The sequence below is a fragment of the Marinifilum sp. JC120 genome (assembly GCA_004923195.1).
GTDB lineage: Bacteria > Desulfobacterota > Desulfovibrionia > Desulfovibrionales > Desulfovibrionaceae > Maridesulfovibrio.
In genome coordinates, this window is the sequence record RDSB01000004.1 from 166,773 (window position 1) to 187,532 (window position 20,760).

14 protein-coding genes are annotated in these 20,760 nt (G+C 51.2%); 10 read left to right on the forward strand and 4 right to left on the reverse strand.

Going from position 1 to position 20,760, the window contains the following annotated elements; all coding sequences use genetic code 11:
• Positions 1-4: 4 nt before the first annotated feature.
• The 8 genes from D0S45_06055 to D0S45_06090 all read left to right on the forward strand — a co-directional run bounded on the left by D0S45_06055 (position 5) and on the right by D0S45_06090 (position 10,218).
• Positions 5-1,012, forward strand: coding sequence for a hypothetical protein (locus D0S45_06055; GenBank protein TIH18115.1), 1,008 nt, complete (start codon positions 5-7; stop codon positions 1,010-1,012).
• Positions 963-2,369, forward strand: coding sequence for a hypothetical protein (locus D0S45_06060; GenBank protein TIH18116.1), 1,407 nt, complete (start codon positions 963-965; stop codon positions 2,367-2,369). The genes D0S45_06055 and D0S45_06060 overlap by 50 nt, the downstream gene beginning before the upstream one ends.
• Positions 2,366-3,913 (forward strand): hypothetical protein, encoded by a 1,548-nt coding sequence (locus tag D0S45_06065; protein TIH18117.1) that lies wholly within the window; start codon positions 2,366-2,368, stop codon positions 3,911-3,913. Before D0S45_06060 ends, D0S45_06065 begins: the two co-directional genes overlap by 4 nt.
• A gap of 2 nt (positions 3,914-3,915) precedes the next feature.
• Positions 3,916-4,794: a PDZ domain-containing protein gene (locus D0S45_06070; protein ID TIH18118.1), complete on the forward strand. Its 879-nt coding sequence runs from the start codon at positions 3,916-3,918 to the stop codon at positions 4,792-4,794.
• 44 nt (positions 4,795-4,838) lie between these two features.
• Positions 4,839-6,461, forward strand: a complete 1,623-nt coding sequence (locus tag D0S45_06075) for a hypothetical protein (GenBank protein ID TIH18119.1) — start codon at positions 4,839-4,841, stop codon at positions 6,459-6,461.
• 14 nt (positions 6,462-6,475) lie between these two features.
• On the forward strand, positions 6,476-8,068 hold the full coding sequence (locus D0S45_06080) for a type II/IV secretion system protein (GenBank protein ID TIH18120.1): 1,593 nt from the start codon (positions 6,476-6,478) through the stop codon (positions 8,066-8,068).
• A gap of 24 nt (positions 8,069-8,092) precedes the next feature.
• Positions 8,093-9,319: a type II secretion system F family protein gene (locus D0S45_06085; GenBank protein TIH18121.1), complete on the forward strand. Its 1,227-nt coding sequence runs from the start codon at positions 8,093-8,095 to the stop codon at positions 9,317-9,319.
• 74 nt (positions 9,320-9,393) lie between these two features.
• The gene (locus D0S45_06090; GenBank protein ID TIH18122.1) at positions 9,394-10,218 is read left to right on the forward strand and encodes a disulfide bond formation protein DsbA; all 825 of its coding nucleotides are present in this window, start codon (positions 9,394-9,396) and stop codon (positions 10,216-10,218) included.
• A gap of 72 nt (positions 10,219-10,290) precedes the next feature.
• On the opposite strand, the gene D0S45_06095 is transcribed toward D0S45_06090, so the two are convergent.
• Positions 10,291-13,464, reverse strand: coding sequence for an efflux RND transporter permease subunit (locus D0S45_06095; GenBank protein TIH18123.1), 3,174 nt, complete (start codon positions 13,462-13,464; stop codon positions 10,291-10,293).
• The gene (locus D0S45_06100; GenBank protein TIH18124.1) at positions 13,445-14,773 is read right to left on the reverse strand and encodes an efflux RND transporter periplasmic adaptor subunit; all 1,329 of its coding nucleotides are present in this window, start codon (positions 14,771-14,773) and stop codon (positions 13,445-13,447) included. The genes D0S45_06095 and D0S45_06100 overlap by 20 nt, the downstream gene beginning before the upstream one ends.
• Before the next feature lie 157 nt (positions 14,774-14,930).
• On the opposite strand from D0S45_06100, the gene D0S45_06105 reads away from it, so the two are divergent.
• Positions 14,931-15,530: a TetR/AcrR family transcriptional regulator gene (locus tag D0S45_06105; GenBank protein TIH18125.1), complete on the forward strand. Its 600-nt coding sequence runs from the start codon at positions 14,931-14,933 to the stop codon at positions 15,528-15,530.
• An 80-nt stretch (positions 15,531-15,610) separates the two neighbouring features.
• Here D0S45_06105 and D0S45_06110 read toward each other — a convergent pair whose 3' ends face one another.
• Together D0S45_06110 and D0S45_06115 are read right to left on the reverse strand one after the other, a co-directional pair.
• Positions 15,611-17,005 carry a glutamate decarboxylase gene (locus tag D0S45_06110; GenBank protein ID TIH18126.1) on the reverse strand — a complete coding sequence of 465 codons (1,395 nt, stop codon included), beginning with the start codon at positions 17,003-17,005 and terminating at the stop codon, positions 15,611-15,613.
• A gap of 39 nt (positions 17,006-17,044) precedes the next feature.
• A complete protein-coding gene (locus D0S45_06115) occupies positions 17,045-18,505 on the reverse strand; it encodes an amino acid permease (GenBank protein TIH18127.1) in 1,461 nt (486 codons plus the stop codon).
• 641 nt (positions 18,506-19,146) lie between these two features.
• Here D0S45_06115 and D0S45_06120 point away from each other — a divergent pair.
• Positions 19,147-20,700 (forward strand): BCCT family transporter, encoded by a 1,554-nt coding sequence (locus tag D0S45_06120; GenBank protein ID TIH18128.1) that lies wholly within the window; start codon positions 19,147-19,149, stop codon positions 20,698-20,700.
• Positions 20,701-20,760: the final 60 nt, after the last annotated feature.

Here is a 20,760-nt window from a genome sequence, read left to right on the forward strand (position 1 = left end):
AAAGATGCATGAGAATGGTAGCGGACAAACACAGTCTTCAAGCCAACAGGGTTTCGCTCTGGTGGTCACGCTGTGGGTCATGGCCATTCTGAGCATCATGGCGGCTTCTTTTTCTTATGAGGCTTTATGCGAAACCAAGGTGGAAAGCTGGAAAAGTCAGGATAGCCGGGCTTACAATCTGGCGCGTGGTGGTGTTCACAGAGCGGCGGGCATCATCAGGAAGCATGCCCGTGACCCCGTGCACAGCATTACGGATAAGTGGTTTTCCGGGGATTCATTGTATAAGGATATCAAGTTCGGGCCGGGGTATTACTCCATTGTCCGACCTGATGCAGTCGTTACGAAGAAAAGCAAAAAAGCTGAGCTGTTGCAATACGGTCTAATTGATGAAGAGTCGCGCTTGAATATCAATGTTGCCACCATGGACCAGTTGCAGGGATTCCCCACTGTTTCCAATGTGCTGGCCGCTAATATCACTCTTTTACTGACCAAGAAGCGGGGAAACAGCACCAAGGGGGCTCCTCCGTCTGTGGTAATGGCCAAGGGGCAGGTCGATGGACCGATTCGAAGTCTGGACGAGCTGCTTCAGGTAAAGGGAATGACTCGGGATATTTTGTATGGGCCTTCTGGGAGTGACGGCGGCGGGAAGGCAGGTCTTGCGCGCTATCTGACCTGTTTTTCCTCGGGGAAGGTGAATATCAATACTGCCGGGAAGGAAGTGCTTCATGCAGTGGGTTTTACGACCGGGCAGGTGCAGACTTTGCTAGCCTACCGTCTTTCGGGGTGGAAAGGATTTGCAACGGTGAGCGCCGCACTTAGTACGTTAGGGGCTACCGCACAGAGTTCACATTTGACACCTTTTCTGACCGTGCAGTCCAAGAATTTTACCATGACCTGTCTGGCCGGATTCGCGCCCGGAAAGTTTGTGGAGCGTATTACTGCTAGAGTCAGCGTGGACAAAGATGAATTGCATTTCACCCGCTGGGAGTCCGAGTCCCTGCCACGAATATGAACGGGGTTGCAGTATGAATTTCAAGAAGTTGCTAAAGATTATGCCTCTGCCCCATTCTTTCGGGAAGAAGTCCCGGACTGCTCTGGTGTTTGACGTGCATGGGCATTGCGCAGCTTCGTTTGAATATTCTTCCAAGGACAAGCAGTGGCTTTCCCTGCCGCAATTACCTGACACAAATTCTCCCCGTCCCTGTAGCATGGTACTTCCTTCGGCCATGGTTGCGCTGTGCCGTACCCCGACCCCGGACAAAGAACAGAAGGACGCAGTGGCAGCTTTGGGTACGGAAGCCGGTCAACGTTTGTTCCGTTCTCCTGAAACCGGGGGCCGGGAGATCCGATGTTACGGCGGCAAAAAAGGTATGACCGCTACTCTTGGCTGGATTTCCAATGAGTATCTTCATGGATGTCTGGAAACAGCAAAGGGTATGGGATTTCAGGTTACGACCATAGTGCTGCCTGAATTCGATCTGAAAGTTTCCGGGCCGACCCTGCTCGTGTCTCGCGAAAAAGGAGAAACACGTCTGTGTTGCATCCACAAGAAAGTTCCCGTGATCTGGCAGGTGGTACCGGATGGAGGTCCGTCACTGGCAAGTGCGCTGGGTGTGATTCTCGCGGAACTTGAGGCGGAAGAAAAGCCGAAGCCGGAAAATGTTGTGGTTTGGATTCTTCCCGGTGGCGGCGAGCCGGATGGTTTCACTGAAGCAATTGAAGCTGGTTTGCCCGGGATTCCTGTGGAAAATCTCCGTTCCCATGAAGATCTTTTGTCTCTGTTGCACATGAACCATGTGAAAGGTTCTTTCCATGAAAGTCTTGAAGAGTGGGAGCGTATTCCCCTTGCTCCGAAAGACTACTTGCGGCCAGGGTTGGCACTTGCGGGGGCCATTGCGGGTTGCCTGTTGCTTTTCTTTTCCGTGATCCATTTGAATACTCAGGATGCCGATGTTCTTAAGCAGGAGGCACATAAGGTTTTGTTTCTGGCAAAACGCACGGACGTGGTGACCATGGAGGTGCGGGAGTATGTCAGACGCAACAGGGAAATACTAAGATATACGGTGCAGAAGCCTTTTGTTTCCCATGTGTTCCGTGATCTCGGTGATTCGGTTCCGGCTCAGGTTAAGTTGAATACCATGCGACTTGATCAGTCCGGTAAGATTACCCTGCAAGGGGAGGCGAGAAGTGAAATCAGCCTTATGGCCCTGCTGGAGAACCTGAGCAGTGCACAGATTTTTAGCAATGCGGTACTCGCTTCCATGAGCAAGTTGGAACAGGGGCAAGGATTCCGTTTTGTGGTGGAGCTTGATTTTCCGGCTTGGCAAAGTTTTTTCAAGCCCAAGAAGAAGCAGGGGGAAACGCAATGAACGTTCTCCTTGCCTCTTGGAACAAACTTGATCCGCGTGACCGCCGTGCTCTGGGCGTATGCATCATTTTTTTGCTTGCCGTGGTGTTGTATATGGGGGTTCTGGCTCCCCTCGTGGACATGTACGAAACCACGGTTCAGGAACAGGCCGATCTGAAGAAGGAAATTCAATTCAACACGCCCAAGGCCATGGTTTTGCCGGACCGGGAGGCAAAGTTGCGTCAGGTTAAGGGTGAATATGAATCCCTTAAACGCCAGTTGGAGCTCGTGGATCGCAGGGATTGGGGAGCTTCGGATATTTATAATGAAATCAGAGATTATGCATCTATTACCGGGATTACCATTAAGGAAATCCGTCCCTTAGCGAAAAAAAAGGATGGATTTCTGTCCAGTCAGCCCATGGATGTGACCTTCAGCGGTCCGTTCACTGCTATTGAGAAGTTTATTTATTATCTGGAAACTTCGCCGCAGGTTTTTGTTGTTTCGGAAATATCACTGACCGGTAAGAGCGGCACTATGCAGGGCGGTTTGGTGATCAGCAAGTATTCCATTCCTGCCGGGGTTGATTCCAAAATGGCGGAACACGCAGTCAAACTAGTACTCTCCATGCCGCCATGGATCGGATTCGCTCCTTTTGAGATAGCCCGGCACAATGGATGGCTCCATTCAAACGGCACGCGCATTGAGTGTTATTTTTCTGAGCATGAAAAAACGAATTTTGAAAAATTGTACGCCGGAGAGATCGACGGGACTGCCACCCATGCTTTGGAACTTGTCCAGCTCCTCACCAGAGGGGCGGACCTGCGCATAGTGGCTCCTTTGGCGAAGTTCAAGGCCGGGGATGCGCTGATGGTGGCGGGTAATTCACCTGTGAAATCCGTGAAGGATTTGCGCGGGAAGACGGTATTTTTGGAAACAGGCGGAGCTGCCCACTATTTCCTGTACGAAGTTCTCAAGAAGAATGGCATGTCACTCTCTGATGTAACGGTGAGCAATATGGCCCGTGACATAGTGGCCCAAAGTCTTGAAGCCGGACTCATTGAAGCGGGCGTCACCTTTGAACCATATGTCGGTAGATTGCAGAAACTTCGCATCGCCAGACTTGTGGCAGGACCGGAGGATGTGGACAACTGGACTTTGCAGTTTCTGGTCCTGCGTGAAGATGCTTTGCCCGGCAATGAAAAGGCGGTTGAAACCCTCATAAACGGTTTTGCGCGGGCTGTGCACTGGTGGGAGCAACACCCGGATGAGGCTGTGCAGTACCTGAGTGGCAATAACCCTCAAGGGGTTTCACAAGGGACTATCAGGAAGATCCTGAAGAGTGTTCGGTTCCTGACTCCTGCTCAGGTACAGGCTTATTCTTGCGTCGAACCGGAAGTGAATAATTCTCTGGATGAGTATTTCAGGAAATATGAGACATTCTTCAAGCAGGAGCTTGGATATGATGTGGTCGTTCCCAAGGCCGATATCATTGACTGGCAATATGTCCGCAAGGTGTACAATTGTACGTCGCATGCAAACGGTACGCACGGGGCAGGGGGCTGATCATGGGCATGGAAAGATATCTGCACAAAAACGCTGCGGACGCTTTTTTCAGGATAGCGCTTATTGTCGCGGCCCTGACATTGGTCGGTGCAGTGCTTATTCTTTCCCTTCCCGCACCGCATCCTCAAGTGAGGAATCATGTGGATGCCACCCGTGAACATCCACCGTCCGATCCTTTAGCTTATCCTCATTATTCATTTTTCACCACTAAGCGGCGTCATATTTTCCAGTACGGCCAGCTTCATCTGGTGCATCGTTCCTACAAACGAACGGCTCCTGATTTGCCTCCCGGACCGAATGTTTCCGGGCTATCCCTTATGGCGACTATGCCGGGGGCAGGCAAGTCCTATGCAATAATCAGTGGAATCAATGGCGGTGCAAGCACTTTGGTTACTTTGGGGCAGCTGGTCAGGGAGAGCATACTTGTGGAAATCGCTTCAAATCATGTGACCTTGGCCCGAAATGATCAGAATGTAACATTACCCATGAATACCGCGTGGGAAGCGCAGACTGAAAGTCTGATGAGTGAGGCTGGTATCTCTGAAGGGAGCGGGAGTTCCTATACGCTTTCAGTTCCTTCGGATGCAGCAGCCAAAGGCGTCAACGTAAATATCAAGGGTTGGGGGGTGTACCTCATTCCTCTGACTGAAATGGAACGGAAAGATATGGGAATTCAGTCTGGTCGCGGGCTGAAAGTGGCCCGTGTTGTGCGCAAGGATACAGGTCTGCTGCGGGGGGATTTGCTTCTGGCTGTTTCCGGCAGGCCCGTGGGGTCGATACCGCAGGTCGATGCTATATTGAAAAATAAAATCGGTAAGGACGTGTTTCTGACAATCATTCGTAAAGGAAACCCCATGAATGTGGATATTCTGATTCCCTGATTTTCACGGAAATCGAAACAGGTTAACATTCAGGAAAATATAAGATGAGAGAATCCATGATGAGAGCTGCCCACTGCATACGATGGTTTGTCATTCTGGCGATGATATGCGTTTTTTCCGTTCCTGTGACTGAAGGTCCGGGATATGTTGCCCATGCCGCACCTGCGGGGAAAAATCTGATCGAGATCAATTTCAGGCAGACGGATATCATGGCCGTGCTGGAATTTTATTCACATCTCATGGGCAAGACGTTCATTCCGAATCCTCAACTCAAGGGTCCGGTAACAGTTATTTCCCCGAAGCCCGTAACCAGATTGGAAGCGTTGCGGTTGCTGTTTTCCGTGCTGGATATGAAAGGTTATACCCTTGTGCAGCAGAGCGGTTACTACAAGGTAGTCTCCAAAAGCACGGCTGTTCATGAAGGGCTGAATGTGGATTCCATCACTGTGGGCGGCGACCAGATGAGTACTGAGGTTATTACCCTCAAGTATCTGAAAGCAGCTGACGTGATCGCTGATTTTCGGCAGATTCTGTCGCCTGAAGGGTCTATTTTTTCGGGAAAATCAAACAATTATATTGTGTTTACAGATACTGCCGCCAATGTGAATAAGATTAAGAAGTTGATCAGCCACATAGACAAACCCGGCTCCCTGCCTTCTTCCAAAACCTATTCCCTGCAATATATTGAGGCCAAGACCGTGGCTCCGCTCCTGACCAAGCTTTATACGGAAAAGGTGGTCAAGGCTAACCAGAGTAAGGTCCAGATTCTTGCCATGGAGGAGACCAACTCCCTGATCGTACTTGCCCCGGAAAGCGTGCATACAGATATCTCCAGAATTGTAGCCAAGCTTGATGTCCGCACCATGCAGGTTTCGATCAAGGCTTACCTTGTGGAGGTGACTCTGACCGATGAAACCAAGCTCGGTTTCGAGTGGATGTTCAATACCAACGCGGACGGTACCGATCTCAAAGGGGCTATGGATTTCGGCCATATTTTTGATCCCACCGGAATCGCCAATACAGCGCAGGAAGCCCTTAAATTCTCCATTATCAACTCAGATAATTTTAAGATGATGATGAATTTTTTTGCCTCGGACGATAGCTCCCGCGTGGTCTCCGCACCGCATATTGTGGCTTTGGATAACCAGAAAGCAAGCATTGCCGTGGGCACGGAAATACCCATTCTCAAGCTGACCCAGACCTCTATGACTTCCCAGCAGAATGTGATCAAAACCTATGATCACCGCAAATTCGGTATGCAGCTGAATATCACACCCACCATTGCGGAAAACCGGGATGTTACTCTCAAGATTGACCAGACTCTGTCCAGTCTGGTCACGGATGAGACCGACCCGGATAAATGGCAGTCCACTGATCGTGCGGCTTCAACAACCGTGCTGGTCAAGGATGCCCAGACTCTGGTTATCGGTGGTCTCATGACCGTTAATGGCGGTCTGAATAAGAAGGGAGCTCCTTATTTGCGTGACATGCCCGTACTCGGTCCTTTGTTCGGTACTCAGGATGATAAGATGACCAAGTCGGAACTCCTGTTGTTCCTGACTCCATACGTGATCGCCACGCCGGATGAGGCAGATGAGATGAGCGGACTGCGCAAGACTCAGAGTCCTATGGCTGTGGATGAATTCGGTCTTATTTTCGACCTCTAGCCCCGGAAAGAGACATGCAGGAAAAAGAAATGAAACTCCTTCCGGCAACACCTTACGATCTGTCCTCTCCCGACAGGGTCCGGGCTTGGTGGCAGCGCATCAGGCAGGCCGGGGAGTCTGAGCAGGACGCGCTCAGGAGTACGGCGGAGTTTATCGGTCTGGAGTGGATGGAACTCGACAAAACCTATCTTGCCGAGCCGGGACTGGTGCAGCTTGTGCCTGAGAGTTTTGCAAAGAGCCATCTGCTGCTTCCTTTGGCAAAGGAACAGGACGGGATGGTTCGCATGGCCGTTGCAACGCCTTTTCTGGGAACAGCAGTGTCCGAAATGGAGCAGGCTCTGGAAATGGACATTCACATGGTTCTCGCTCCGGCGGATAATCTTGTGGATGCTCTGGAACGGGCCTATTCCGGCGAAGGCATGGAGGGGGTCTTCACCAGTCTGGATGATGGCCTTGATTCCATGGATGATGTGGAGGATTTGCGGGATATGGCTCAGGCCGCGCCTGTTATCCGGCTGGTCAATAATTCTTTTCGCGACGCCATTGCTCAGGGAGCTTCGGATATCCATATTTCGCCCTATGAGGACGGTCTGGAAATACGCTTTCGTGTGGATGGAATCCTGCATGTGGTCAATACCGTGCCCAGAAAATATCAGGCAGCCATCATTTCCCGGATCAAGATCATGTCCAATCTGGATATTGCCGAGCGTAGGATTCCCCAAGATGGTCGTATCCGTTTGAAAATGGAGCAGTCTGATTATGATATCCGCGTGGCATCCACCCCCACCGTGTTCGGCGAAGGTGTGGTCATGCGTATTTTGGACAAGTCATCCATTAAGGTGGATATCGCGGACGTAGGCTTTGAACCGGAGATGCTCGAGATGTGGATAAAACTCGTCCATCGGCCCCACGGTGCAATACTCGTGACCGGGCCGACCGGGTCCGGGAAAACCACTACGCTCTATGCCTCGTTGAACTACATCAAATCCCCGGAATTAAAAATCATCACCACGGAAGATCCTGTTGAATACCAGCTGCGCGGCATCGACCAGATTCAGGTCAATCCCAAAGTAGGGCTGACTTTTGCGGCAGCTCTGAGGAGCATTCTGCGTCAGGACCCGGACGTGATTATGGTCGGGGAAATCCGTGATTTGGAAACCGCTGAAATTGCGATCCAATCATCCCTGACAGGCCATCTTGTGCTTTCCACCCTGCATACTAATGATGCTCCTACAGCCATCACCCGCCTTGTGGAGATGGGCATTGCTCCTTACCTTGCCGCTCCCACTCTGGCTGGGGCAATGGCTCAGCGGCTTCTGCGTAGGTTGTGTACCAACTGCAAGAAGCAGGGAGCGGACGGCAAGTGGCAGGCTGTGGGCTGTGATATCTGTGAAGGTTCCGGTTACAAGGGCAGGCTCGGAATATTCGAGTTGCTTATCAATACTCCAGCCATCCAGACGCTTATTCAAAATCAGGCCAGTGCTGCTGAAATTGGAGCCAAGGCACAGCAGGAAGGCATGCGCACCCTGCTTCAGGATGGCCTTGCCAAGGCGGCAAGGGGGCTGACCACGGAAGAAGAAGTCTATCGTATGGCGCAGGATAATTAGTTAAATTTTGTAATTGGAGCACCCATGGCAACGTTTACTTATACGGCTATCAAAGACGGCAAGCAACTTTCTGGCGAGATGGAAGCTGCTGATGTCACAGCTGTGCAGCGTGAACTTTCCGGGCAGGGAGCCAGAGTGCTGCGGGTGGAACGTAAGGACGGCGGGCCGGGGGAAGAACAGAAGGGAAGGGTAAAGAGCCAATCACTTTTCGGTAAGCGTATCAGTTACAAGCAGGTAACCTCTTTTACCCGCCAGTTTGCCACTTTGTTGGGATCAAGCCTTCCGCTTGTGCGGGCTCTTTCATTTTTGCAGGACCAGAACGCAGGCACTGTGCTGGGAGAGGTTATAGGAACCATCAATTCCCGCGTCCGCGAGGGCATGCCCTTATCGCGGGCCTTGTCCGAATATCCTAAACATTTCGATACGCTTTATGTCTCACTAGTGGCGGCAGGAGAGGCAGGCGGCATGCTGGATCAGGCTATGGATAGGCTGGCTTTTATGCGCGAGGCTCAGGAAGACCTGCGTTCCAAGGTTTCCGGGGCCATGATTTACCCGGCCATCATGTTTATAGCCATGGTGGGGGCGATCATTACCATGATGCTGCTCGTGGTCCCCAGATTCGCTCAGATGTTTTCCAGCATGGGCCAGAAACTTCCCGTTGCCACCCGTATGCTCATCGGTATTTCGGACACTTTGCAGCAGACATGGTGGTTGTTTCCTTTGTTTCTGGTGGTCGTTATCCCTGCATGGAAAAAGATCGGTTCCACCCCGGCAGGACGTATGCGCATTGATTCCGTCAAACTTCAGATCCCGGCTCTCGCCCCCATTGTCATACAGGTCAGCATGGCCCGCTGGTGCCGTACTTTGGGAACCTTGATCGGTTCCGGTGTTCCGCTCCTGTCCGCGCTTCAGTCTAGTGCTGGAGTTACCGGAAATGTGGCTGTCTCAAAAGTTGTGGAAAAGGCGACCGCCGAGGTCCGCGAGGGCAGCAAGCTGGCGACTCCGCTTAAGGAGAGCGGGGTCATCCCGGCATACGTGACGGAAATGATATCCATGGGCGAAGAGTCCGGTTCCTTAGACACTATGCTCGGAAAAATTGCTGAACATTATGAACGCGAGGTCGATCAGCTGGTCAAGAACCTCACCTCCATGCTGGAGCCGGTCATGATTCTGGTGATGGGTGCGGTGGTGGGGTTCATCGTTATGGCAATACTCTTGCCGGTGTTTCAGATGCAGCTTATGGCGGGGTGAGATCTGCAAAATACAAAAGTAAAAATCCCTATGGCCGTATGAAGTTTTTTTATTAAATTGCTGGAGAGGAATCTATGTTGAAGCGAATTATGTTGATTTTGTCGGTTGCTGTCATGCTTTCCGGTTGCGTTAACAAACAGATGCTAAAGGAGCAGATTGCCGAGGCCATTCGCGAAAATCCCCAGATTGTATTTGATGCCATGCGTGAGAGAAAAATGGATATGCTGGTAATTCTTGAAGAAGGCATAAGCGAGCGGGAGAAGCTTAAGCGTGCAGCCCAGCTTGAAGCGGAAATACAAAATTCTTTCAAGCCTCGAATCTGGGACGGAAGACCAATGCTTGGCAATTCTGATGCCCCGGTAACTATCGTAGAATATTCCGATTTTCTATGTCCTTATTGCAGTAAGGGCGCAAGTGTGGTCAGCAAGCTGGCCATAGAGCAGCCTGAAAAGTACAGGCTTATTTTCAAGCACCTGCCCATGAATGAAAAGTCCCGCGAGTTGGCCCTTGTTTTTGAGGCAGTAGCCCTGTTTGATAAGGAAAAGGCGTATAAATTCCATGATCTCGTTTTTGAACGTCAGAGAGAAATTTATGAAGATAAATCCGGTGCTGTTCTGAATAGGATTATTGAAGAAGTCGGCGTTGATCATGACCTGCTTCAGAAAAGTCTCAATTCTGTTCAAGTGCAGGAATATTTGCTGGCTGACGAAAAAGAAGCCAGAGAGTTCAAGATAAACGCCACGCCTACATTTCTTGTTAATGGCGTTACTGTGCGTGGTTACCTTCCTGCGGAAAAGTTCGAAAAGAAGGTTGATCTTATTCTGGAAAAAACGACCAAAAATGCAGCAGCTGAAGCTCAAGAGGGTGAAGCCTGCGAAGATTGTCTGAATCAAATGTAAATGGTGTCATATAATCCCCCCCAGCCGAATTAATTCTGCTGGGGGGATTTGCTTTGGTTGGGAGTACGTTTGTCAGGCTGTAATTGTGCGCATGGATTCGGCACATTTTTCCTTGCGGGTTAGAACAACAAACAGAGCCGGGATAAGGATTATAGCCCCTACTGTGGCAGTGATTTCGCCGAAGATGATGGCTTGGCAGATGGGTGCCCAGCCGGGGTCGGACAGGGCCAGCGGGGTCAGTCCGGCAAAGTTGGTGATGGTGGTGCTGGTGATGGGGCGCAGTCTGTCTGCGGCGCCGCGTGCTGCGGCTTCGAACAGAGGGACTCCTGTTTTGAGATGGTTGCGGATGGTTTCCACCACGATGATGGCGTCGTTGACCACGATACCCACCAATGCCACGATGCCGATGGCTGCTGAAAAGGAAAAGGGCAGTCCGAAGAGCATGAAACCGAAGAAGACTCCCCCCAGCGCAAAGAGCACCGTGCTTAGGATGATCAGCGGATAGAGCAGGGAATCAAAGAGCAGGGCCAGAATGGCGAAAACGAGGATGATTGACCCGCAGAAGGCTTTGAACATGTTGGCGTAGGTTTCGTCCGCTTCCTCATCGCCTATGATGGTATAAGTGTATCCTTCGGGCCAGTCCCGCTGCATTTCTTTTAAGACCGGGTGCATCTTTTCTACTACTTCCGGGAGATAGATGCCCTTGTTTTTTGCCAGCACGGTGAGTGCCCGTCTGCCGTCGGCATGGAGGATGAGCGGCGTGGCGGTGGTCATGTGCGGATTTGCTATGCTTTCCAGCGGGATGGATTCACCTTTTTCGTTGATGATGGATAGTCCTGCCAGCTCGTGCCAGCTTTTGGGACCAGCCATTTTGCCATTCTGGCTGGGCCACCATGTGCCGATGCGTATTTCGAGGTCGTCCTTGGTGCCCGGGAGCTGGTAGTCGGCAATCTTTTCGTTTTCCATGTAAACCATCATCTGGTTTGCCAGCTCATTTGTGCTCAGGCCGTGATGGTCCAGTGCTTCGCGCATGGGTGTGTAGCGAAGTTCGGAGCGGGCCGGGCCTAGATTGTCGCGCACATCGTAAATTCCGGGGATGGAGTTGAGTTCTTCCTTAATATCCTGTGCGATGGACCGCAGTTTGCTGAAATCTGTCCCGTTGATCTGAATTTGAATGGGGTCGCCGCTTTCCGGGCCGCCGCGCTGGGCATTGATGTATACCTTTGCGCCGGGCTGGTCCTTAAGCGCGTCTTCGAATTCTTTTTTTAGTTCCGGCACATAGTCAAAGCCGATGCGGTCCCGGTCCTTGCCGGGAATCAAGTAGCAGCCGAAGCCCATTATATGCGGTGTCTGTTCGCCGCGCATGTGATCGAAATTCGAGGACTTTGAATAGGCGTCCTTGCCTCCCACCACGCGCATGACGTTTTGAATGTAAGGTTTGCTCTGCAAGATGGGACTGAGCCTTTCCGCCACCAGTGCTGTTTCTTCAATGGGTGTATCGCAAGCCAACTCTATGCTGATGCCGATGGTGCGGCCGTCTTCATCGTTATATAGGGTTGCGCGCATTCCTTCGGTGGCCATTATGCTCAGCATAAAAACCCCCAAGGCACCGCCCAGCCAAAGCCCGGCCCGCTTTTTATTGTTTACGACATTTGTCCTGAGCCAGCCGGTCAGCTTTGTTTCCAATTTGTGGGAGAGTCGATCCACAAATCCCGGTTCATGATTGCCTCTTTTGCCGAGAAAAGGGCGCAACAGGGCCGGGCCGATGATGATGGAGACAGCAAAAGAAACAACAAGGCAGACTGCGGCTGTAACCGGGATTATGCGCATAAATTTTCCGTCGACACCGGGGATCAGTGCCAGCGGGGTAAAAACCAGAATAGTGGTCAGAGAACCGGAAAAAGAAGGTACGGCATAGGTGGATATGGTGTATTTGACCGATTCGGTGAAGTTCATTCCTTTAAGAAACAGGGCATCGTGCATGCCCTCCATGATGAGGATGAAGTCGTCGACCAGCAGCCCCAGTGCGATGATCATGCCGATGATAACCAGCAGGTTGAAGGTGTAGCCCATGGCCCAGAGGATGGCTACTGTGCCGAGCAGGGTCAGCGGAACAGAGAGGGCGGCAACAGTGGCTTCGCGCCATGTAAGCAGGACCAGCAGCACGCAGAAGACCGCCAGCATGGCCTGCCAGCCATTGGTCAGCCCACGGTTCAGTTCGGTTTCAATCATTTCGGCCTGATTGCCTGTAAGTCGCCAGTGGACTCCTTCGGGCCAGATAGAGCCGCTTTGGGTTTTGCTGAGTTCCTTGCGGACTTTTTCAACTAGATCGATGGTGTCATAGCCCGGTGATTTGAGAATTTCCAGCCCGACAACAGTTTCAAAATCTTCTCCTTCCCAGCTTAGGGCGGCCTGTTCGGTCCCTTTTCTGTGGCTTCTGCTGACCGTGGCAATGTCGTCCAGCCGGACAATCCCCCCCCCGAACCGTTTCCCAATAAATAGTTTTTTCAGGTCTTCAAGTTCGTTATATACCCCGTCCATTCTGAGGGAAAAGTTGAGGTCCCGGTTTTCAAATTTACCCCATGGTGCGTCCACCCCGTTACTGGTTATTTTATCGCGTACAACCGAAGCCGGGATGCCGTACTCCTTTAGTTTGTCCGGGTGGAGCTGGATATGGATGACTTTCTTACGAATGCCGACTTTGTTTACTTTACGCACACCCGGAATCCTGCGCAGTTCCCGGCGCAGAGATGTTCCTAATTCTTCCAGCACGGTCCGGCCTACTTCACCGGAAAGAGCTACTGTTGTGACTGGAATGTCGTTAACTGTGGAAAAGTCTATTTTTGGCGGTTTGGTGTCTTTGGGCATTTCGTTTCTGGCGGTATCCACCCGCTGACGCAGGAGTTGCCTGCTGTCCTGAATGGAGCAGTCCGCTTCAAAGGTGACGATGATTAAGGAAGAACTGTAAGTGGAAGTGGAACGGACTCGCTTTACTCCTTTTAGGCCGCGGAGCTCCTTTTCAATTTTCTGGGTAATTGATTTTTCCACCATGGCTGAGTTGGCTCCTTCCCAGACGGTGGTCACGTAAAAAGTGGGAATCTCAAGATCTGGCAATGCTTCCTTACTCATGGAATTGTAACCCACCAGCCCGAAGCCAGTCAGAACCAGCCCCCAGATGATCGCCGGGACCTTGCGCAGGAAAAAGAATGAGAAAATAGAATCTGTTTTAGTGTTCGACATTTTCATTCTCCGTGGTCTTATTTTGCTTGATGATGGAAACGGGTGCTCCGTTGACCAGTTTTTTGCGTCCGCCCTGAGCCACCAGTTCTCCCGGTTTCAGCCCGTGTAGGATTTCGGCAAAGCGGTTGTCGCGCAGCCCGGTACGCAGATTGCGCCTTCGGGCAGTGCCGTTTTCACATATAAATGCATAGGGTTGCGGTCCGTCGTAGAGCATGGAATTCAGCGGGATGCGCGGGGCGCTCTCTTTGTGTTCGACCATGATCCAGCAGGTGGCGAACATGCCGTCGGGGATGATTGTTTCCTGTTGCTTCAGGCGGATTTTGACCCGGACGGCCCGTCGTTTGCCGTCAATCTGCGGGCTGACCGACCAGACTGTCCCTTTTGCTTTGGGCGCGTTTTCAAGGGTGGTTCCTTTGGGCCAGCCTTCAAAGCCGGGTGTGACCACTACTTGCTGTCCGGTCCGTACCCTGCGGCCCTGTTTTTCAGGGATGTGCAGGGTCAGTTCCATTTCGCTGGGATCAATGATGGTCAGGGGCGCACTGGCGGCAAGTTCAGCTTTGCTGGAACGGTTTACGTCGGAAGGTTGGAAATAGTCACCGACTTTGATGTTCATGCGGGCGATGATCCCGTTGAAGGGCGCGCGCAGTTCCAGCTTTTCCGGTGCACGGCTGACTTTGCGCAGTTCCGCGCGGGCACTATTAAGCTTGGCCTGTGCTGTGGCGATATTCATTTTTGCCACGGAAAGGGCGGCTTTGGCTCTTGTGAAGCGGAAGCGGGCTTGATCATACATGTTCCGGGCGAGGAATTGTTGTTCGAAAAGTTGTTTCTTACGTTTGAGATCCTGTTCCGCTTCAGTGAGGGTCTCCTCTGCCTGCTTCATGGTGGCCCGCAGTCCGTCCAGTTCACGCTGGGCGGCGAGATAGTCCGCTTCGCATTGGGAAACTTCCGAGTGTTTGTCACGGGAGTCTATACGGGCCAGCAACTGTCCGCTTGAATCATTCGCAGGGCCGAATATCCTTGTACCTTCCCGCAGCGGATTTCCGTCTTTGTCTTGACCGATGAAGACAACTTTACCGGGTTCTTCAAACTGGAGGGAGGATTTGCGCACTGCCTCGGCTCGGCCTTCAGCCATGACCCAGCTGGATACCGGGCCGTTGGATATTTCGTGGACACTTACCCGTAAAGCCGGCTGTGCAGATGTGTTTGAGTTTGCAATGGCTTGAATCTCATCCATACGCCAGAGCCAGACAAAGATTACGGCGGCAGTTGTAATTGCTGCTATAGAATACAGGCTGGTTTTTTTTAGGGATGGCATTTCTATCTCGTTAGTTTTGCAGTTGTTCTTTCAGAACTGTTTCCTTCAATCTTTATTATTCGAATGATTGCTCGATAAACCGTATGAGTTCCGTTTGACATAGCTCAGGAAGTCATGTCAATAAAATTCGAACAACCATTCTACAAATGAGGATTCAATGCCCAGAAAAGTAGATCAGGAAGGAACAATCAAACGTAGGGAGCAGATTCTCAAGGCTGCCGGAAAATGTTTTGCCGCTAAAGGGTTTCACCAATCAAGCATGGCGGATATCTGCAAAGAAGCAGGACTCAGCCCCGGCACTGTGTACCATTATTTCCGTTCAAAGGATGAGATGGTTCTTCATTTTGCACAGCGGGAGTTGGAGCAGGCACAGGAGTATGCCGAAGTTTTGAAAAATGTCGGTTCTGTTGAGGAGTTGGTTGATTTTACCATTTCGGCCATTCTGGATCCTGAGGAGCACGGGGAATTACAGTTCTATCTTGAACTGTTGACCGAGGGAGGTCGCAATCGCGATGTGGGTAAGGCTTTGCTTCAGGCTGATGAAGTCGTGTACTATGCTCTCAAAAAACACCTGAAGAGACTTGAAGCACATGGTAATGGGGCTTCAAAAAGTTCTCTTGCTTATTATGTGGGAATGCAGATAGTTGCGCTGGAAATTTTTAAGCTGGAGGACCCCTCTGCCAAAGAGTGCCGGGAAGTGTCCATGCTATTTAAAAAGGGATTATTGAGCGTCTTGACCGGAGAAAAAGATAATTAATTCCCGATGTTTTATGAAAAAGTATGATGTTAATCCCGGACGAACTCAGAATAAGCCTGAGTTCGTCCGGGATTAAATGTTTACTTGGAAGAGCTATGCGAATACCCGCCGTATTCAGCGCCCAGTGAATTGGTCACCGGGTTTTTCTCAAAGTAATCCAGACATCTTTTCATGTCTTCAATGAGCAGTGATCCAATGTCGCGGCTGACCCCGTGGCGGACCAGAACGCGCATCAGCACTAGATCTTCCCGGTGGGCAGGCATGGAATAAGCCGGAACCTGCCAGCCTCTGGAGCGCAGTTTATCCGAGAGATCGTAGCAGTTGAATCCTGTTACGGATTTTTTCAGCGACCATGATACTGCGGGTATGCCGCCCCTGCCGTTGTAAACGATATCGAACACGCCCAGCTTTTCGATTTCATCGGCAAGGTATGCGGCGGTATCGTAGCAGGCCTGATGGATTTTGCGGTAACCTTCCCTGCCCAGCCGTAGGAAGTTATAGTACTGGGCAACGATTTGGCCCCCCGGTCTGGAAAAGTTAAGGGCGAAAGAAGGCATGTTGCCGCCCAGATAGTTGACCCAGAAAATAAGGTCGTCCGGGAGGTGTTCGCGGTCACGCCATATGACCCAGCCCACTCCCAGCGGGGAAAGACCGAATTTGTGACCGGAAGTATTGATGGACTTCACCCGTTCAAGTCTGAAATCCCATTCAAGGTCCGGGTCGCAGAACGGGGCAAGGAAGCCTCCGCTTGCTCCGTCAACATGAATAGGGATATCCAGTCCGGTTTCATCCTGAAGTTTGTCCAGAGCTGCGCAGACTTCCTTGACCGGTTCGTAGTCGCAGGTGAAGGTTACCCCGAGGGTGGGTACCACGCCGATGGTGTTTTCGTCGCAGCGTTTGATCACTTCTTCGGGACTCATGATCAAGCGGTCTTTTTCCATGGGGATTTCGCGTAGTTCCACATCCCAGTATTTGGCGAATTTGTGCCAGCAGATCTGTACCGGACCGCAGATCATGTTCGGTTTATCAGTGGGTTTGCCCTGCGCTTTCATTTTTTCACGCCAACGCCATTTCATGGCCATGCCGCCGAGCATGGCTGCTTCGGATGATCCGGTGGTGGAGCAGCCGAGGGTGTTTGCGGCATCCGGGGAATTCCAGAGATCGGCCAGCATGTGAACGCAGCGGTTTTCGAGTTCTGCTGTCTGGGGATATTCATCTTTGTCGATCATGTTTTTGTCCAAGCACTCGTCCATGAGCTGGTGGACTTCAGGATCTACCCATGTGGAGCAGAAGGTCGCCAGATTCTGGCGGGAATTACCATCGAGCATCAATTCATCATGAACTACCTGATACACATCCCTTGGAAGGTGTTCCTCTTCAGGAAATTTATATTTTGGAAGCGTTACAGAGAGGTCTGATGAGGCGTAAATGTCATCCAGAAGCTCTCCTCGTATCTTGTCTTTTTCGTGCAGCATTTTGTATCTCCTGATTTTATTGTTTGCAGATGAATTGGTTCAGTCCGATTCTTCGTCCCGCTTCCAGTTTGGTTTTTTCAAAGCATTAATCAGTAAAGGCAGGCCCACAAAAACGATCATACCTGCGGCCACCAGAGCCACATACAGTGCCGGATTACCCACTTTGAGGTTTGTGGGCGGGAAGAATCCGACAATTAAGGCGAAGCATACACCCAGCAGTCCGATTCCCGCAACAGCGCAAAGCCCGAACAGCCCGCCGGGGACCTTATAAGTCCGCGGCAGGTCGGGCCGGGTGTAGCGGAGTTTGATGGCTGCGGCATACATCAGAATGTACATGACCAGATACAGAGTCACGGTCATGGCTGAAATCATGAAGAAAGCCACGCTCACGTTATCCATTATGAAATAGAGTCCGGCAAGCAGGCTGACGATCACGGCTTGAACCAAGAGGATGTTGATGGGCATTCCATTCTTGTTGGTTTTTGCCAGCAGGGGAGGCAGTTCGCCCTGATCAGCAGTATGTAAAAGTCCACGGCTGGGACCGCTGATCCATGACATTACTCCGCCGATGGCCCCGAAGGAAACCAGCAGTCCGATTACCGGGGTCATGAAGTCCATGTGGAATTTGGAAAGCAGCATTTCAAAGGCCTGCATGAGGCCCGCTGTCAGGCTGATTTCCTTGGCCGGGATCACTGCCGCTACGGAAAGGGAGCCCAGCGTGAAAAGTAGAAAGATTATTCCCGCAGCCAGAAACATTGATTCCGGGAATTGCTTGCCGGGATCTTCCAATTCATTGGCATGGACAGCATGCACTTCCACCCCGGCGAAGAGGAGGATGATCCCGGCCAGAAAGGCCACGCTTCCCAATCCGCTGATGCTGGGAAAAAGCCTTGCGTGAGGGAGTTCCCCTGCTGCTTTTTCCGCTGCTTCAACAGCCGGGGAGACCTGCATGAATTCCATGGGATTACCCATATTCACCCAAAGCAGTCCTAGGACGATGATCATTATCCCCGGAAGCACTGTTCCCAGCAGCACTCCATATTTAGTTACTTTGCTGACGATATCGGTCCCGGCAAGGGTGATGAAGGTGGCACCCCAATAAGCGATCAGAATTATGGAGCCGGTGTAGGCTCCGCTGTTGGCCAGTCCGGGGTCCATGAATAAATAAGCCAGTGCTCCGGCGGCAAAACCCAGAACCGTGGGATACCAGACAACATTCTGAATCCATTGCAGCCAGATTGCCGTGAATCCCCATCTGGAGCCGAAGGCTGCCTTGACCCAAGTGTAGACTCCGCCGGACTCTTTGGAAAATGCCCCGCCCAGTTCCGCTGCGACTAGTGAGGCCGGGATAAGAAATATGAGAGTTGAGAAAAGAATGTAGAAGATCATGGAAAGCCCTTCACGGGCCATCATGGGCAGCCCGCGCAGACTGCACACTGCGGCTACGGTCATCAGGGAGAGGGTAAACACTGACAATCTTTTTTTTGCAGGATCTGGCATAGGCGGTTTTCCTTATTCTGTTATTAATGAAATCCGGTGCGGATTGTTTGCTGGCTTTTACCATTATAGGAAAGAGTTTGCAGTTAACTTTATTTTTTACGGCACAGAATGGAAAAGATCAACCGGGGATAATAAAAATGTATGCTACATACGTATATCATAAGGCTGTTTGAGGAACTCTGCATGCAAATAAGGCTGTTCTTGTTACTTTGTTACTTAGCGTAGACTAGAAATAGACTCGTGGAGTATGATATCTAAGGGGAATCAATAATAAGTGACATTTTTTGTGTCATAGCGACAATCTTGTCGCGAGACGGCTCGACCCTTGGTAAGGCAGGGCTTTTGTCCATTTTACTGTTTTTTACGACACTATAGTCGCGTACAGCTGAGAATGTTAATTCGGGCTATTGCGCCAACTTTCACAAGCTGTGCGCTGGTTTTGGTGAGTCCTTACTGTTTTGGCCCGGTTATTGCTTAGAGAGGGGCAATGCGGCTGCAGACGTATTAGTATGATTATCATGCGCACAAGGGGTGATTGCCGGATGACCGGCAGTTGCAAAATAGCACAATCAACACATGCTCTTTAGTTAAAAGCTAGTTATATAAAAGAGTTGCAAGCGTACTGACTTAAGGGAGGAAGTATGGCTACAAGTAGTAAAGGCGAAGGGGCGGACCTTCGTCCAGATTTAAAAATTCTTGTTCCGGCAACGCTGGTGCTGTTCGCAATTATCGCGTGCTCCATTTTGTTTACCGAAGCAAGTGAAAAAGTTCTCAAGGCTGCGTACGGCGCTTTCGCCAGCAACACTGGTACCATCTATCTGTGGGTTACCGTAGGTATGATGTTTCTCTGCGCTTTTTTCATGTTCTCCAGCTACGGCAACATCAAGTTTGGAGAAGAAGATGAGAAGCCTGAATTTAATAACTTCTCATGGATCGCCATGATGTTCTGCTCCGGTGTTGCCGGTGCGGTTATGTTCTGGTCCATTGTTGAGCCTCTGTTCAACCTGGCTTATCCTCCAAAATTCGCAGAACCCCTGAGCAGGGAATCTTTTGAGTGGGCCATGTCCTACGTCCTGCTGCACTGGGGACCCGTAACCTGGCCTTGGTATATGGTTACCGCACTGCCCATTTGCTACATGTTCTACAAGCGTAAAAAGCCTGTTCTGCGTATCAGCGCCGCTGCAGAGCCTGTACTCGGCGAAAAAGTCAACGGCGGCATCGGCAAGGGAATCGAGGTGTTCTTCATCATCGGTCTCATGTTCTCCAATGCCGCGGTTATGGGCGTTTCCGTTCCTATTGTTAACCATGCGCTGGCTAAGACTCTCGGCATTGAGCCGAGCTTCACCATGGAAATGTTCATTCTTGCTGTGAGTGCTGTTATCTTCACCGCCAGTGTTTCCATGGGTCTGAAGAAAGGTATTAAAATCCTTTCCGACACCAACGTTGTCATTGCGCTGTCCATGGTTTTCTTCTGCCTCGTTGCAGGTCCTACCGTATTCATTATGGACAACTTCACCAACTCCTTCGGGAACATGGTGGGTAACTTCTGGTCCATGATCTTCTGGACCGATCCTTACACCGATGGCTCCTTCCCGCAGGACTGGACGATTTTCTACGCTCTGTGGATGGCTTCCTACGGTCCTTTCATGGGTCTGTTCATCGCCCGTATCTCTCGCGGACGTACTGTAAGAAACGTAATCGGCATGGGTCTGGCTGGCGGTATCGCTGGTTCTTACATGATCCACGCTGTATTTGGCGGTTACACCATGTGGGCTCAGCTCAATGGCGTTGTTGATGCTGTTGGCGTACTCAAAGCCAGCGGCGGTCCCGCAGCTCTGGTTGCGGTTCTCAGCACACTGCCCGCAGGTTCCGTTGTACTCATCGGTTACTGCGTGTTTTCCACCATCTTCCTGGCAACCAGTGTTGACTCCTGCGCATATATCATTTCCTGCGCAGCAACCACCAAACTGGTTCCCGGACATGAACCCACCAGAGGTCACCGCTTTTACTGGGCTGCTGTTCAGGCTGGTCTTGCATTGGCAGCGATCACCATGGGAGGTCTCGGGCCGGTTAAGATCTTTGCGAACTTTGCCGGAGCACTCATGCTTATCCCCATCGGATTTGCTGTGGCATCATGGTTCAAGATGGTCAAAGAAGACAACGCACTTCTAATGTGTTGCAAACCTAAGAAATAAACAACCTCGCGTAGCAAAGGGAAACACCCCTCGAGTCCTGACGGAGTAACCTCTCAGGGG